The sequence below is a fragment of the Mycobacterium sp. 1482292.6 genome, from assembly GCF_001672995.1.
GTDB lineage: Bacteria > Actinomycetota > Actinomycetes > Mycobacteriales > Mycobacteriaceae > Mycobacterium > Mycobacterium europaeum_A.
In genome coordinates, this window is the sequence record NZ_LZKV01000214.1 from 1 (window position 1) to 14,896 (window position 14,896).

Sequence of the window (14,896 nt, forward strand, 5' to 3'; positions counted from 1 at the left end):
CGAGCCGAATTGACGCACTTTGGTGACGTCGCGGGTGGCGGTCGCGGTGAGCGAGCTGAGGTCGGTGATAATCGTGGGCGGGTGGGTAGCGTGCTTCGGCGCGCCGGCGGCGCTGGCCGGCCCCACGTGGATCCCCACCGCGAGTGATACCGACCCGACGAAGGTGATGGCACCGGCCGCCAACGCGGTCATGGCCCCGGCGTAGGACAACTGCCGCTTCTGAGTGGGCGCCGGAACGGGTTCGCTGATGTGCTCGACCAGCTGGTCGTCGGTGAATTCGGTGCTTGCAGCCGCCGACAGCGCCGCGCCGCGCGCGATCGTCACCTGGGCCATCGATTGCACGAAAACCGGTACCGGCAAAGTCGTTTCGAGCTGCCAGGAGAGGCCGTCGATGTCGCTGTGGCCGCCCACCACGACGACGCCGCCGGGCTGCCATCCGTTGCGCTCGAACATGCCGGTCAGCCAGCGGGTCAGGCCGTCGAAGCCGCCCCGCACGTGCTTGGTGGCCGTCTGGGTCTCACCGTCGTGCGTGTCGACCATGACCACGGTCGTCGAGTCCCGGTCGAGGATGCAGACGGCGGTCTGCTCGTAGCCGATGACGGGCGCGATGGCCCGAGCCAACGTCTCGATGGCTTCGAGGAACCGGATCGGCACGACGTTGTCGAATCCCGCGTCGGTCAAGGCCTCCAAGACCAGCGCGGCCTGTGCGGATGCTTCGTCGTTCCAGGTCACTCCGATGACACGCAGCCGGCGATCGCTCGCGGCCGCCTCGGTGTCGACCCGCAATACCTCGTCCACCACTTGTTCTGCGGTGCCCACGGCGCGCACACCGTGGCCCGCGCGCAACACCAGCTCTTGGTGATCGAGGATGGTGCCGTCGGCGCCATGTCCTTCGGCGAGGACCCAACCAACGGCGGTCGGCGTCACTGACAGGCCAAGAACCGTGTCCAAATCTATGCCCCAATCGGTCCCGCGTCCGACGCCCTCAGCCGCATCTACGCGCACCATGAAGCCGCGGGCGCGGTGATTCGAGAGAGCCGGAACAGACGCGGGATAGCGTGGTCTTCATCGGCTTGCTTCGAGAGCAGCCTACGCGGTCGGCGCAAGTCCGGCTGCCCCGGTCGGGCATGACCGCGGAATCGCCAGATGAAAGGGCGGCGCGGTGAAACGGAGCTGGGCCGCAGGCGGGTTCGCCGCTTCAGCCGGTTGCCGCCGGTTGCAGAGCTCCGACGAGGTGAGGGCCGCGAGGGCCGCGAGGGCCGTAGTGCGGGGGGCCTCTGGGTCGCCAAACCAGGCTTTATCGGCCGCGCAAATTAAATGCCCCGCACCGCGCGACCGTGGTGCCGTCAAACGATCAAACTGCCGACGCGCGGCGCGCCGGTGGCGATCAGCGAATCCGGTCCGGGCTTCATTTCGGGGGATTCTAAAAGCGTGGGGCATCGCGAGAGCTCGACTCGACGTAAACCCGCTGCGGCCTGGCGTTTTCTCACCCGGTGTGTGGGGCGGTCATACAGCGGGTACGCGGGGCCCGACGCCGCCCGGTTGCGCCGGGTGGCGAAATTGTGAAGTGAAAAGCGATGCCGAAACGAGACGCGTTCGCGTCCCAATCGACATTTGACGGACTCACACGGTAAATTCCTGTGAGACCACGATCACACTGATCACATCGACAAGGGGCAGGTATGACAGATCTGAGCGAGAAGGTCCGGGCCTGGGGGCGCCGGCTTTTGGTCGGCACAGCGGCGGCAGCCACACTGCCGGGCCTGATCGGTCTTGCCGGCGGCGCTCCAACCGCGAATGCGTTTTCGCGGCCGGGCCTGCCAGTCGAGTACCTGCAGGTGCCGTCCGCCGGCATGGGCCGCAACATCAAGGTCCAGTTCCAAAGCGGCGGCAGCGGCTCCCCCGCGGTCTATCTGCTGGACGGTCTGCGGGCCCAAGACGACTACAACGGCTGGGACATCAACACCCCTGCGTTCGAGTGGTACTACCAGTCGGGCCTGTCGATCGTCATGCCGGTCGGTGGTCAATCCAGCTTCTACAGCGACTGGTACAACCAGGCCTGTGGTAAGGCCGGTTGCCAGACGTACAAGTGGGAGACCTTCCTCACCAGCGAGCTGCCGCAGTACCTGCAGTCCAACAAGAGTGTGAAGCCGAACGGAAGTGCGGCGGTCGGCATCTCGATGGCCGGTTCGTCGGCGATGATCCTGGCCGCCTACCACCCGGCCCAGTTCATCTACGCCGGCTCGCTGTCGGCGCTGCTGGACCCGTCGCAGGGAATGGGGCCGAGCCTGATCGGTCTGGCGATGGGTGACGCCGGTGGCTATAAGGCCAACGACATGTGGGGTCCGTCGAGCGACCCGGCGTGGGCGCGCAACGACCCGACCCTGCAGATCCCGAAGCTGGTCGGCAACAACACCCGGCTTTGGGTGTACTGCGGTAACGGCACGCCGTCCGAGCTCGGCGGGGCCAACATGCCGGCCGAGTTCCTGGAGAACTTCGTGCGCAGCAGCAACCTGAAGTTCCAGGACGCCTACAACGGCGCCGGCGGCCACAACGCGGTGTGGAACTTCAACGCCAACGGAACGCACAGCTGGGAGTACTGGGGAGCCCAGCTCAACGCCATGAAGCCCGACCTGCAGGGCACTCTGGGCGCTTCGCCTGGCGGCGGCGGATAACCCAACCGCCCGCTCGGTCACTACTGCGCCTGACGTCTCCGTCAGGCGCAGTAGTGCGTTGGGGGATCGCGGTCGTGAGCCTGGCGATGCTGGTGGCGCCCGCCCGGGCCGACACCGCGAGTCCGCTCACCCCGTTAGTCGACGCGGCCGCGCAACGGCTGCAGATCGCCGACCCGGTTGCCGCCTACAAGTGGCACCAGCACGGCGCCATCGAAGATCCGGCGCGCGTCCAGCAGGAACTGGCCAGGCTGGGTGACGAGGCCGTCGCCCAACACATCGACCGCGACTACGTCACCCGGGTGTTCGGAGACCAGATCAGCGCCACCGAGGCCGTCGAATACGGCCGGTTCGCAGACTGGAAGCTCAATCCGGGAAGCGCTCCGCCCGACGCACCGGACCTGTCGTCGTCGCGGTCGGCGATCGACGCCCTCAACCAGACGATGCTGACCCAGCTGTCGGGCAACTGGGGCGTGCTGCATTCGCCGGAATGTGGCGCCCAACTCGACGCCGCGCGAAGCGGCGTCACCCGCGGGCGGCAGCTCGACGACCTGTACCAAAAGGCCCTGTCATCAGCGACGCAGTCGTATTGCCAGCAATAACTTAATTTTTCCTCACCGATTTCTAACGGTCCGATTTGGCCCGCCGATAAGGCGGTTTCCGCAGATAGATGGCATATCTCGCGCCATTTTCGAATAGGTAACGCTTTGGCCACACGCGCCGAAATCCCGGACATGAAGAATCTCTGCAAGCTTCTCGTCAAGTCCGTAGTGGTCGGCGGGGTCGTTGCAGCGTCGATGGCTTCGTCCACGGGTGTGGTGAGCGCAGACCCCGCTCCCAACTGGGACGCGATCGCCCAATGCGAATCCGGGGGCAACTGGCACGCCAACACCGGAAACGGGAATTACGGTGGACTGCAATTCAAACCAGCCACCTGGGCGCGTTACGGCGGTGTCGGCAACCCGGCCGCCGCGTCCCGAGAGCAGCAAATCGCTGTGGCCAACCGGGTTTTCGCCGAGGAGGGTGTGGAGGCCTGGCCAAAGTGCGGCGCGCAATCCGGCCTGCCGATCGGTTGGTACTCGCACCCGGCCCAGGGCATCAAGCAGATCATCAACGGGCTGATTCAGGCGGCCGTCCCGCACTGATGAAACGCACCTGCGCTCTATGACCGGGCGCCACGCTGTGTTTGGATCAGCCCATGGAAGGTTCGGCGACTGTTCACATGGCGGCGCCTGCGGCCAAGATCTGGGATCTCATCGCGGACGTCCGCAACACCGGAAAGTTTTCCCCGGAAGTCTTTGAAGCCGAGTGGCTCGGCGATGCGACCGGCCCCGCCCTGGGTGCCAAATTCCGCGGTCACGTCCGGCGCAATGAGATGGGGCCGGTGTATTGGACAACGTGCAAGGTCACCGCCTGCGAACCGGGCCGCGAATTCGGCTTCACGGTGCTCCTCGGTGACAGGCCCGTCAACAACTGGCATTACCGCCTGGCGCCCAGTGGCGGCGGCGGGACCGACGTCACCGAGTCGTTTCGGCTCAACCCGGCGCCGTGGCTCGCCTTCTACTGGTTGTTCGGCGGCTTTTTGCGCAAGCGCCGCAACATCCGCGACATGACCAAGACGCTGAACCGCATCAAAGACGTGGTCGAGGCGGACTGACGCCCGTGAAATCCGTCTTCATCACCGGTGCGGGCAGCGGCATGGGTCGCGAGGGCGCAAAGTTGTTCCACGCCAAGGGCTGGCGCGTCGGCGCGGTCGACCGCAACGAAGACGGCCTGGCGACGCTGAACGACGAACTCGGCGGCGATCGACTGTGGACCCGCGCCGTCGACGTGACGGACAAGGCGGCCCTCGAGAATGCCCTGGCCGATTTCTGCGCCGGCAACAGCGGCGGCGGACTGGACATGATGTGGAACAACGCCGGCATCGGTGAATCCGGCTGGTTCGAGGACGTGCCCTATGACGCCGCGATGCGTGTCGTCGACGTGAACTTCAAGGCGGTACTGACGGGCGCGTACGCTTCGCTGCCCTACCTCAAGATGACCCCGGGCAGCCTGATGTTCTCCACGTCGTCGTCCTCGGCGACCTACGGCATGCCGCGCCTGGCCGTCTACTCGTCGACCAAGCATGCGGTCAAAGGTCTGACCGAGGCGCTGAGCGTGGAGTGGCAGCGCCACGGCGTGCGCGTCGCCGACGTGCTGCCCGGGCTCATCGACACCGCCATCTTGACGACCACAACCAATCACTCCGACGACGGGCGCGCACCCATGACGGCGGAGCAATTGCGGGCCACCGCACCCAAGAAGGGCATGCTCCGGTTGATGCCGGCAAGCAGCGTGGCCGAGACGGCGTGGCAGGCCTATCACCATCCGAAGCGGATGCACTGGTATGTGCCCAAGAGCATCCGCCTGATCGACTTTTTCAAGGGCGTGAGCCCGGAATTCGTGCGACGCAGCATCGTCAAGTCCCTACCCGCGCTAGCGCCGAAGCGGCAGTAAGGAGGTCGGCTGGTGGAAAACCGTTTGCTCACAGTCGCTTTGGTTTCGGCGGCGGTCGTCGTCAGTGTCGCGGGATGCAGCGCGGCGCCGACGACGCCCCGTCGGGCCGCGCGGCTGACCATCGACGGCGCCACGCACACGACGCGTCCCCCGGCGTGCCGGCAAGATCAGATGTACCGCACCATCAACATCCCCGACCGGGACGGTGGGGTCGAAGCGGTGGTGCTGCTCAGCGGCTACCGGGTGATGCCGCAGTGGGTCAAGATTCGCAATGTCGACGGATTCAGCGGCAGCTTCTGGCAAGGCGGGGTGGGCGACGCGCACGTCGAACTCAACAACGACGCCTACACCATCACCGGCAGCGCCTACGGCATCAACAGCAGCAACCCCAACAAAGTGGTGACCACCGACTTCAAAATCGACGCCGAGTGCTGACTCCACAGCTGGTCGGGGCCTAGGCTCGAAACGACGCCTGATCGAGGGAGGGGGCCGGTGAAGGAACGGTTGCACTGGTTCGCGATGCATGGCTTCATCCGGGGCGCCGCGGCCCTCGGGGCCCGGCGAGGCGACGTCCAGGCCAGGCTGATCGCGGATCCGGCGGTGGCCGCCGACCCGGTCGCCTACTACGACGAAGTCCGTGCCCGGGGCAAGCTGGTGAAGGGCCGCGTGGCGTATCTGACGGCAGATCACGCGCTGGCGCATGAACTGCTGCGGTCCGACGATTTTCGGGTGCTGATCTTCGGATCGAATCTGCCGGCGCCGCTGCGATGGGTGGAGCACCGCACCCGCGACGGCCTGCTGCATCCACTGCGTGCGCCATCGTTGTTGGCCGTCGAACCGCCCGATCACACCCGTTACCGCAAGACGGTGTCGGCGGTGTTCACACCCAGAGCCGTTGCCGCCCTGCGGGATCGGGTCGAGCAGACCGCCGCCGAGCTGTTGGATCGGCTGGCCGGTGAGTCCGGTGTGGTGGACATCGTCGGACGGTACTGCTCGCAGCTTCCGGTGGCGATCATCAGCGACATTCTCGGCGTGCCCGAGTCGGAGCGACGGCGCGTCCTGGAATTCGGCGAACTGGCCGCACCGAGCCTCGACATCGGCTTGCCATGGCGGCAATACCGCAGCGTGCAGGACGGGATCGCCGGCTTCAGCGCCTGGCTCGCCGAGCACCTGCAGCGGCTACGCCTGGATCCCAGCGACAATCTGATGAGCCAGCTGATCCAGACGGCCGAAAGTGGTTCTGCGGAAACCTATCTCGACGAGAAGGAGCTTCAGGCGATCGCCGGGCTGGTGTTAGCCGCCGGCTTCGAGACTACGGTCAACCTGCTCGGCAATGGGATCCGGATGTTGATGGACGCGCCGGAGCATCTGGACACCCTGCGCCGACGTCCCGAACTGTGGCCGAACGCCGTCGAAGAGATCCTGCGGCTGGAATCGCCGGTGCAGCTGACCGCGCGGATGGCGCGGGGCGACGTCGAGATAGCCGGCCGGCAGTTACACCGTGGCGATCTGGTGCTGGTGTATCTGGCCGCCGCCAACCGGGATCCATCGGTTTTTCCCGACCCGCACCGCTTCGACATCGAAAGGGACAACGCCGGACGGCATCTCGCCTTCTCCGGTGGCCGGCACTTCTGCCTGGGCGCGGCCCTTGCCCGGGCCGAGGGCGAAGTCGGACTGCGCACATTTTTCGACGGTTTTCCCGAGGTACGCGCGGCGGGCGCCGGAAGCAGACGCGAAACCCGGGTGCTGCGCGGATGGTCGTCGTTGCCGGTGGCTCTGGGGCCGTACGTACGCGAGTACGACCGAACCGGTTGACACCGGGGCGGCGACGAGGTTTATTTGCCGCTATGACAGAGGTTTCTATGATCGCGGTCGAGGACGTCGTACGTGGGCTGTGGCAGGCGCTTTCGCGGCGAGATTGGGAAGCGATCAAAACCTTTTTGTCCGACGACTGCCTCTACGTCGACATGCCGGTCCCCGCACTGTCGGCGCGCGGTCCCGAGGGCATCGTGCAACGCCTCAGGATGGGACTCGAGCAGTTGGCCGGCTACGAGAACCACCCCGGCGTGCTGGTGTGCAACGGGTCCGACGTGCTCTACGAGCACTCCGAGACGTGGACTTTCGCGACAGGTGAGCAGGGTGTGCTGCGCTTCGTGACGGCCCACAAGGTCGTCGACGGCAAGATCACCGTCTGGAAAGACTATTGGGACATGAACAGCCTGGTGGCCTTCGCTCCCCCGAACCACTTCGAGGGCTTGGCGACCGGCGACACCAGTTGGATATTCGACGCCTCATCGCTGGTTTGACGAAGGCCGCTCCACGGCACCCCGACCGTCTGCCGCCCACGCCCGGTGGAACGCATGATGGCGGCTACGACTCGGCCAGTTTCCGGAGGCGTTTCAACGTTTCCGTCAGTGCGCGTCCCACCTGGCGCACGGCGATCCGATCGGCGATGTACCCGAGTATTCCCCCGGGCGCCTGATACGACAGCCGAAATGTCACCCGTGTGCAGCCGTCGCCTCTGTCACGCAACCGTATCCGCCCGCGCAGCGTCACGCCGGTAATTCCCACCCAGGCGAGGTCGCGGCCGTCGTCGAACTCGACCACCTCGATCACGCCGCCAACGGGTACGGAGCCGATCTTCCAGTGGACGGTGTACCGCGCACCGACGCCGGGTGGTTTGTCGTTCGACGACTCCCACCGCTCCAGGCTCGCCATGAACGACGGGTAACAGTCCGGGTCGCTGACGATTTTCCAGACGGCGGCACGGTCGGCGTTGATGACGCAACGGCGTTCGACGCGCATCAGCCGATCACCGGGAATCGTCGTTCGGCGGCCAGCCGGTCGACGCCCCCCTGCAGGGAGGCCATCACCTTGTCGTGCACCGCTTGATCGTCGCCGTCGACCTCAATCGGGTCTTGAACCTCGATCACGATCTTGGTGGGCAACGGGATGTGGCCCGCCAGGTCGCTGATGTTGAGTCCCCAGGGCAGCGCCAGCGATATCGGGACGCTCTTGAGCCGGAGCAACTTGTCGGCCATCAGCAACTTGGCCAGCCACTGCCCGCGATTGAGAAAGAGCGCGCTCTCCTGCCCACCGATGCTCGCGACGGGGACGATCGGCACCCCGGCCTCGCGGGCCAGCTTGACATAGCCCATGCGCCCGCCGAAGTCGACCTTGTGACGTTCCCAGGAGGGCCGGAACACCTCGTAGTCGCCACCGGGATAGACCAGCAGTGCTGCGCCGGAATCCAGCGCGAGACGGGCATTTTCGGGGTTGGCGGCGACGGTGCCGAATTTGCGCAACCAGCCGAGCGGCGGCGCGGACACGACGAGGTTGTGGGCCAACTGGTAAAAGGGCCGCTCAACGCCGAAATACGAGCAGAAGGCGAGCGTGAACACGAAGGTGTCGGGCGGTACATTGCCGCCACTGTGGTTGCCCACCAGCAGCACCGGTCCCTCGGCCGGAATGCGGTCCAAGCCCCGCACGTCCGCCCTGAAATAGAACGACGCCAGCAACCAGGTTCCCGGCAGTTGATCGCGGATGTAATCCGGATCTCGCTGGTCAAGGTCGGCTTTGGGCACCCACGACACAACTTTGTCGCGAGCCCAATTCAAGACGTCCTTCGCGGTCGCCATGTCGGCACGCATACCCCGGCGTCACCGGGGGTCAAACGCCGCGATGCAACCGGCCGGGCACGAAAATTACCGGGCCGCCGCAACACCTGGGATGGTCACCCCTCGTGTTTTGACCATCCCAGTGTTGTTGGCAGCCGACGGCTACAAGTACCGCTGGACGCCACCGTGACCGTGACAGGTCCCACTGGCATGGGGATGTTCGCTGAAAGACCAACTCCCATCCGAGCACTGGGCCGTGGCACCCTGCGGTTGTGAGCCACCCTTTTGCGGATATGGCACGCAGTCACCAGAACTGGCGGTGTAGCAACCGCCGCTGGGTGACGCGTAGGCCGATGGCGCCACAGCGGCGGCGCCGAAGACGACGGCTGCGATGACAAACGCAGCACGGGACAACACGTGCCCAAACCTCCCTTGTCCATCATCAGGTTGGCGACGTTTGCCCGATTCGTCGATCGAAGCCTATGCGCCCGGACCGTTGCCCACAGGCGAATCTCTGAAAAATTTCCCGCTGTCGAGGCGAGGGCAGCGCCGCTACTGCGCCAGTCCGTCCAGCACCCGGACCCGAACGGGATCGCGCTTGCCCTTGACGTCAACCCAGCCGAGCATCCGCACGCGTGCGGACTCACCAAGCGCGACCGCGGTATTGGGTCCGATGACCACTTGCCCCGGCTCAGCCAGGCCCTCCAGCCGTGCCGCCAGGTTCATGGTGTCGCCGATCGCGGTGAAGTTGCGTACTTGCTGCGCACCGACATTGCCCACCAGCGCGGGACCGGTATTGATTCCCACCCGAAAGCGCGGCCAGTCGTCGCGTCCGGCCGCCGCCTGCTCGACGGCGGCATGCAGTGCGAGTCCGGTGCGCGCGGCGCGCACCGCGTGATCATGTTGGCGCACAGGGGCATTCCAAATCGCCACCACCGCATCACCGGCAAAGGGCAGGACGGTACCGCCGGCTTCGAGGATGACCGGAACGATCGCGCCGTAGTAGGCATTGAGCATGCCGACCACCTGCTGCGGACTGGTCGCCTCGGTGAACGCGGTGAAGCCGTGCAGGTCGGCCATCAGCACCGTGATGTCGGTGATCGCACCGCCGAGGCCCGCCTGATCGGGATCGGCGAGCAGGGCCGTCGCGACCGTGGGTGACATGTAGCTACGGAACAGTCCATCGAGGTTCTGGTAAAGCCGGGCGTTCTCCAACGCGATCGAGGACTGCATGGCGAACGACCACAGCAGGGCGCTGTCGGCATCGGAGAAGGCGCCATCCGGTGCACGCGCCTCGATCACGCCCGCGACCTGGCCCTTCACCATCAGCGGCAGCTCGAGGACGGTGCCCTGCGGTGCGGTCGACTCCGACCCGTCGGCCGCGCCGTCGTCGAAGTAGAGCTCGCCGGCACGCACCCGAGCCAGCCGGAAATGGTTGCCCGGGAACGCGTCGGAGAGGGCGACCAGCACCCGATTGAGCAGGGCGTCCTCGTCCTGAATGACGCTGGATTCCTGGCCCAGCGCGACGAGTTCGCCGAGCTTGCGCACGCGTTCGCGTTCGGCGCCCAGGGCTTCCGCGCCGCGTTTGAGGACCGCCACCTGCTGCTCGGTGAGTTCGAACCGGTCGGCGAGGGCGGCGGCGGCAGCGCCGGGCGGAACCTGCTCGCCCCGCTCCCGGCGTTGCAACATGTCGACCATCGTCTCCAATGCCGCCGTGTAATCGCGGCGCAGGCCGGCGATGGTCTGTTGGGTGGCGAGTGCGTCGAAAAGACCTCTGACGGTGCCTTCGCGGCGGAACTGGACCCGCGCGCTGTAGGCGATGAAGCAGAAGGCCATCGTCATCAGCACGTGCCACAGCCACCAGGAGGCATGCCAGCTCATCCCGAACGCGAGGGCCACCGCCGCCTCGGACAGCAACGTGAACGCGGTCAGCACCGAGATCACGACCACCGCGGGACGGCGCCGGTAGACCGGCAGGTAGGCAAGCGCGGCGAGGGCGAACAGTGCGGCGCCGACCAGCGCGCAGGCCTGTTCCACGCGTTGCACCAGCTCCTGGTTCGGCAGCCGGTCGAGCAGTCCGAACAGGACGGTCACCGCGCAGGCCGCCATCAGCGCTCCCACCGTCACCGCCAGGGCGGGGCGCATCGACCAGAGGCGGGCGCTCCTGGCCGGGTCGAAGGTGATCGACGAGGCCAGCGCCACGAGCCCGGCCAGCACCAGGCCCACTCGGGTCGGCAACATGAAGTCCGCATCGGAGGTGTCGAACAGGACCCCCGGCGTGAAGACGGCGTGCACGCCGAAAAAGCCGGCGGTCGTCATGAATACGAGCGACACCAGCCAGAGCCGGGCGTCGTCGCGCGCGCGTGACGCCCGCGCGATCAGGGCGCCCAGCACGACGCTCACGGCCGAGGCGGTCAGCACCAAGATGAAATGGGCCACCCGGTTGTCCCATTCCAGGTCGACCTTGGGTATGCCCAGCAGCAGCCATAACGCGAGCATGGGCAGCGCCATGTGCATCACCCAGTTCGCCGTGCGCAGCCTCGATCCCCGGCGAACGCCCCGCGGCCTGCGTCGCCGGCAGTCGGAGGGCTTCGAACGGGCGATCACGGCCGGCCGCCGCGATGCGTCAGCCGGTAGATGCGGGCGGCGTTCTCGCGGGCGATGAGGTCGACCACCCGGATGGCGTCCGGTTCGCTCCACTCGCCGCGGTCCACAAATTCGCCGAGTACCCACTCCATGCCCCTGCGCCACAAGATCGCGCCGAGGAAATGCAGCTCCGGCGGACCGAATCCGTCCGACGAATAGAGAATCTTGGAAAACGGCGCCATTTCCAGCAGACGCGCAAGGAACGCCGGTGACCGCGCCCCCAGGTAATTGACGCTCAACCCGCCATCGACATAGACGTTGTTGAACGCCTGGGCCAGATAGCCGGCCTCGCGCTCGTAGGGGTAGCAGTGCAACAGCACGATCGGCACGTCTTTCGTGCTGCGCAGGAAGTCAAGCAGCAGCAGCGGATTGGCCTGGTGCAGATCGCAATCGCGGTCGCCGAACCCGACGTGGAACTGCAGTGGCTTGCCCAGTCGCAGTGCCTGGTGCAACCCGAACCGCAGCAGCACCCGGTCTTGTAACTGGGTACCGCCGCGGTCGCGCCAGCGGCTCGCGGCTTCGGCGACCTCGGCCGGCAACGGAGCGCTGAGGTCGCCCTCGAACCCGCCCCGGTACGCCAGAATCGACTTGGTGCCGACCGCGCCGGCCGCGCGCCGGTGCAAGATCTCCCCGAACGCCGCCGCGTAGTCGCCGCGGGCTTGCGCCGCCTGCTCGGCCACCTCCTCGAGCCGCACCACCTCGCGCGCATCACCGCCGGACAGCCGGGCCATATCCGCGACTCCGGCGACACCGCCACCACCGATCCCGGTATCCACCAGCCACTCGCTCACCCCGGCGGCCGACAAGAACAGCCGCGCCAAGTCATGCTCGTCGAACTGGCTACGGCGCTCCCAATACTCTTGCGGGTCAACGTGTTTGGACAAACCCAGGACGGGAGCGCAATGGGCGCGCACCGCGAACCCGAGTTGAGAGTCGAAACCCGGATGGGTAATGGGTTCGCTGTTGGCCTCGTTGAGCGCGTTCTCGAATCGCGGCCGGTCTGCCGGCGCCAACCAGCATCCGTGGACATGCTGATCAATCAGCGCCAGACCGCCGATGTGCAGGGCCAGGGCGCGAGTGTCGGAGACCATGACCGGCCGTCACAGGCTCCAGGCCATGCGGAATTTGTCCGCCAACTGCTCGGGCGCCAGGTCGCCGTAGCGCTCCCGCTCCAGGCGGCGCACCGCGACCACCATGTCGACGGCCGGATCGCCCAGGATGCGGCGCATCACCTCCGAACCGTCAAGCGCCGCAATCGCTTCGGCCTGCGAATCGGTCAGCCGCACGATACCGTCGCGCACCCGGTCGGATTCGGGCACGGTGGCCGGGTCGATCGTGACCTCCGGTGGCAGCGTCGTCTGGCACTTGATCCCGTCCAACGCCAGGCCTAGGATGGCCGCCGACGCCAGATACGGGTTCGCGGAAGGGTCGACGATCTTGACCTCCACGTTGCCGCCGCGCGGGGAGCCGGGCCCGCCGGTGACGAACCGCACTGCGGCCTCCCGGTTTTCGGTACCCCAGCAGGCGTAGGCGCCGGCCCAGTTGCCCGGCCGCAACCGCAAGCCGGACACGATCGACCCGCACAGGACGCCTTGAGCTTCCGGCAGTCCGTGCACCAGACCCGCGACCGCGCTCTCCCCCGCGGCCGTCATGCCCTGGCTCGCGTCGCCGCCGCAGAACAGCGGGCCTTCCGGCGTCGACAGTGAGAAGTGCTGATGTGCACCGGATCCCGCGCCCTCGGCGAAGGGCGCGGGCGACAGGCTGATCCGCAGCCCGTGCCGACGCGCCGCGCGCCCGATGATCAGCCGCATCAGTATCAGCTGATCGGCGGCGGCCACCGGGGCCTGCGGCGAGAGCGAGATCTCGAACTGGTTGGCGCCGTATTCGGGGTGGAACTGTTCGATCGCGATGCCGGCCCCCGTCGCCGACCCGATCACATCGCGAACGAACGCTTCGTGTTCGAGCACACCGGCCAGGCCGTACTGCGCCCACAAGGTCGACGGCAGCCGGGCGCCGTCCGGGCCGACCAACAGAAATTCGACTTCGTGGCCGACCGCGGCCTCGATGCCGGCTTCGGCGAGCGCCGCCTCGATGCGCCGCAGCGTGCCACGGCTGCAGGTCGGCACCGGGGTGCCGTCCTGCTCGAAAAATGCGGCGGGCGCCCACGCCAGCCCGTCACCCACAATGCGCAACGCCGACAGATCGATCCGGAGGCGCTGGTCCCCCACCACGCCCGCATCGGCGGTGAAGGCGATCCCGGTCTGATCGATGGCGAACGCATGCCAGGACGGGCTGGCCCCCAGGCCGGGATCCGCGAACGTGTCGGTCCGCCGGATCGGGACCGTCTTGGCCAAGGTGAGCCCGGCCGGATTCACCACCGTGCCGATGACCGTGTCGACGCCCTCGGCCTCCAGCTGCGCGATCGCCGCGGCGGCGAGCGGTGTGCCGGTCATGGCAGCCATTCTCCCCACCTCGCACCGACCCGGACGGCTAACGGCGTCACCGCACGCTCAGTTCTGCCGGCCGACGAGTTCGGTGACGAAGCGATCGAGGAAACCGTCCCCGGGTGCCTTGCCCACCGGCCGGATGACGAATTTCGTCAGGCCCGCCTCGAGGTAGGCGTCCAGCTGCCGGTGCAGCCGATCCCACCCGGCGGCGACGAGCTCGCCGGGGTCCCGGTCCGGGCGACGCCGGTGCACGGCCGCGGCCAACTCCACGGGCAATTCCCCGTCGGCTACGGCCAGGGAGATGCCGAAGTGGTCTGGCTCGATGCTGCGGCCGGCGTGCGCGGCGGCTCGCTCGATCGCCTCGCGCCCGGCCCGCGCCTCGGCGGGGGTGAGGAAACTGCCCAGCCAGCCGTCGCCGAGCGCGCCGATGCGCCGAAACGCGGCCGGCGGCGAGCCGCCCACCCAAATATCAAGCGGCGGTAATGGTTTCGGTGCGACGGCCACGTCGGTGACGCTGAAATATTGGCCGGTGAACGTCGTCGAATCCTCCACCAGCGCCGCGCGCAACAGCCGCAGCGACTCGTCGAACACCGCCGCGCGCTCGCCGTCGGGGACCACGAAGACCTCGCGTTCGGCCGGTATCGCCGAACGCAAGCCGAACACGGGAAGAACCCGTTTGGGCGCGACGGCCGCCAGCGACGCCAACTGCTTTGCCACCAGCACCGGATGCCGGCCCGGAAGCACGGCCACCGAGGTCCCCACCTTCAACCGGGTCGTCCGGGACAGCGCGTACGCCATGCCGACCATCGGATCGACCGCCGGGGAGTACACCAGTTCGGAAAACCACAGCGAGTCCACCCCGTTCGCCTCGAGGTGATCCACGATGGCGGCCAGTTGATCCGGCGTGGTATCGGCACCCAGGCCGACGCCGAAGCGAATCTTCACCGCCGCCTCCCTCCGAGCTCCCTCACCCACACCGCAACATCGGCGGCGCGTCTTTTGTGCCCGCGGCGCGCGC

16 protein-coding genes are annotated in these 14,896 nt (G+C 67.1%); 8 read left to right on the top strand and 8 right to left on the bottom strand.

Features of this window, described 5'->3' with window-relative positions:
* Window positions 1–951 (bottom strand): hypothetical protein (locus A5624_RS21455; protein WP_232002302.1); only part of this gene is annotated, 951 nt, incomplete at its 3' end.
* A 731-nt stretch (window positions 952–1,682) separates the two neighbouring features.
* Here A5624_RS21455 and ag85B point away from each other — a divergent pair.
* From ag85B to A5624_RS21495, 8 genes are all read left to right on the top strand, one after another.
* On the top strand, window positions 1,683–2,675 hold the full coding sequence (gene ag85B, locus A5624_RS21460; RefSeq protein WP_066870705.1) for a diacylglycerol acyltransferase/mycolyltransferase Ag85B: 993 nt from the start codon (window positions 1,683–1,685) through the stop codon (window positions 2,673–2,675).
* Window positions 2,676–2,698: 23 nt separating this feature from the next.
* Window positions 2,699–3,274, top strand: a complete 576-nt coding sequence (locus tag A5624_RS21465; RefSeq protein ID WP_369806985.1) for a chorismate mutase — start codon at window positions 2,699–2,701, stop codon at window positions 3,272–3,274.
* A 105-nt stretch (window positions 3,275–3,379) separates the two neighbouring features.
* The gene (gene rpfC, locus A5624_RS21470; protein ID WP_066870708.1) at window positions 3,380–3,817 is read left to right on the top strand and encodes a resuscitation-promoting factor RpfC; all 438 of its coding nucleotides are present in this window, start codon (window positions 3,380–3,382) and stop codon (window positions 3,815–3,817) included.
* A 35-nt stretch (window positions 3,818–3,852) separates the two neighbouring features.
* Complete coding sequence (locus tag A5624_RS21475; protein WP_197498137.1) at window positions 3,853–4,329, top strand: SRPBCC family protein; 477 nt, start codon at window positions 3,853–3,855, stop codon at window positions 4,327–4,329.
* 5 nt (window positions 4,330–4,334) lie between these two features.
* A complete protein-coding gene (locus tag A5624_RS21480; RefSeq protein WP_066870715.1) occupies window positions 4,335–5,168 on the top strand; it encodes an SDR family oxidoreductase in 834 nt (277 codons plus the stop codon).
* A 12-nt stretch (window positions 5,169–5,180) separates the two neighbouring features.
* A complete protein-coding gene (locus tag A5624_RS21485; protein WP_066870718.1) occupies window positions 5,181–5,603 on the top strand; it encodes a lipoprotein LpqH in 423 nt (140 codons plus the stop codon).
* Window positions 5,604–5,660: 57 nt separating this feature from the next.
* Complete coding sequence (locus A5624_RS21490) at window positions 5,661–6,983, top strand: cytochrome P450 (protein WP_066870720.1); 1,323 nt, start codon at window positions 5,661–5,663, stop codon at window positions 6,981–6,983.
* 47 nt (window positions 6,984–7,030) lie between these two features.
* A complete protein-coding gene (locus A5624_RS21495) occupies window positions 7,031–7,474 on the top strand; it encodes a nuclear transport factor 2 family protein (protein WP_066870723.1) in 444 nt (147 codons plus the stop codon).
* A gap of 64 nt (window positions 7,475–7,538) precedes the next feature.
* Here the strand turns inward: A5624_RS21495 and A5624_RS21500 are convergent, their stop codons facing one another.
* The 7 genes from A5624_RS21500 to A5624_RS21525 form a co-directional block, all read right to left on the bottom strand.
* Complete coding sequence (locus A5624_RS21500; protein ID WP_066870735.1) at window positions 7,539–7,973, bottom strand: SRPBCC family protein; 435 nt, start codon at window positions 7,971–7,973, stop codon at window positions 7,539–7,541.
* On the bottom strand, window positions 7,973–8,806 hold the full coding sequence (locus A5624_RS21505) for a lysophospholipid acyltransferase family protein (protein WP_066870792.1): 834 nt from the start codon (window positions 8,804–8,806) through the stop codon (window positions 7,973–7,975). The genes A5624_RS21500 and A5624_RS21505 overlap by 1 nt, the downstream gene beginning before the upstream one ends.
* 141 nt (window positions 8,807–8,947) lie before the next feature.
* Window positions 8,948–9,202: a DUF3761 domain-containing protein gene (locus A5624_RS29350; protein WP_082972107.1), complete on the bottom strand. Its 255-nt coding sequence runs from the start codon at window positions 9,200–9,202 to the stop codon at window positions 8,948–8,950.
* A gap of 135 nt (window positions 9,203–9,337) precedes the next feature.
* On the bottom strand, window positions 9,338–11,296 hold the full coding sequence (locus A5624_RS21510; RefSeq protein ID WP_156749115.1) for an adenylate/guanylate cyclase domain-containing protein: 1,959 nt from the start codon (window positions 11,294–11,296) through the stop codon (window positions 9,338–9,340).
* A gap of 92 nt (window positions 11,297–11,388) precedes the next feature.
* Complete coding sequence (locus A5624_RS21515) at window positions 11,389–12,522, bottom strand: amidohydrolase family protein (RefSeq protein ID WP_066870739.1); 1,134 nt, start codon at window positions 12,520–12,522, stop codon at window positions 11,389–11,391.
* 9 nt (window positions 12,523–12,531) lie between these two features.
* Entirely contained in the window at window positions 12,532–13,884 is a 1,353-nt protein-coding gene (locus tag A5624_RS21520; protein ID WP_066870741.1) for a glutamine synthetase family protein, read from the bottom strand.
* Between the two features lie 57 nt (window positions 13,885–13,941).
* Window positions 13,942–14,823 carry a TIGR03854 family LLM class F420-dependent oxidoreductase gene (locus A5624_RS21525; protein WP_066870743.1) on the bottom strand — a complete coding sequence of 294 codons (882 nt, stop codon included), beginning with the start codon at window positions 14,821–14,823 and terminating at the stop codon, window positions 13,942–13,944.
* Window positions 14,824–14,896: the final 73 nt, after the last annotated feature.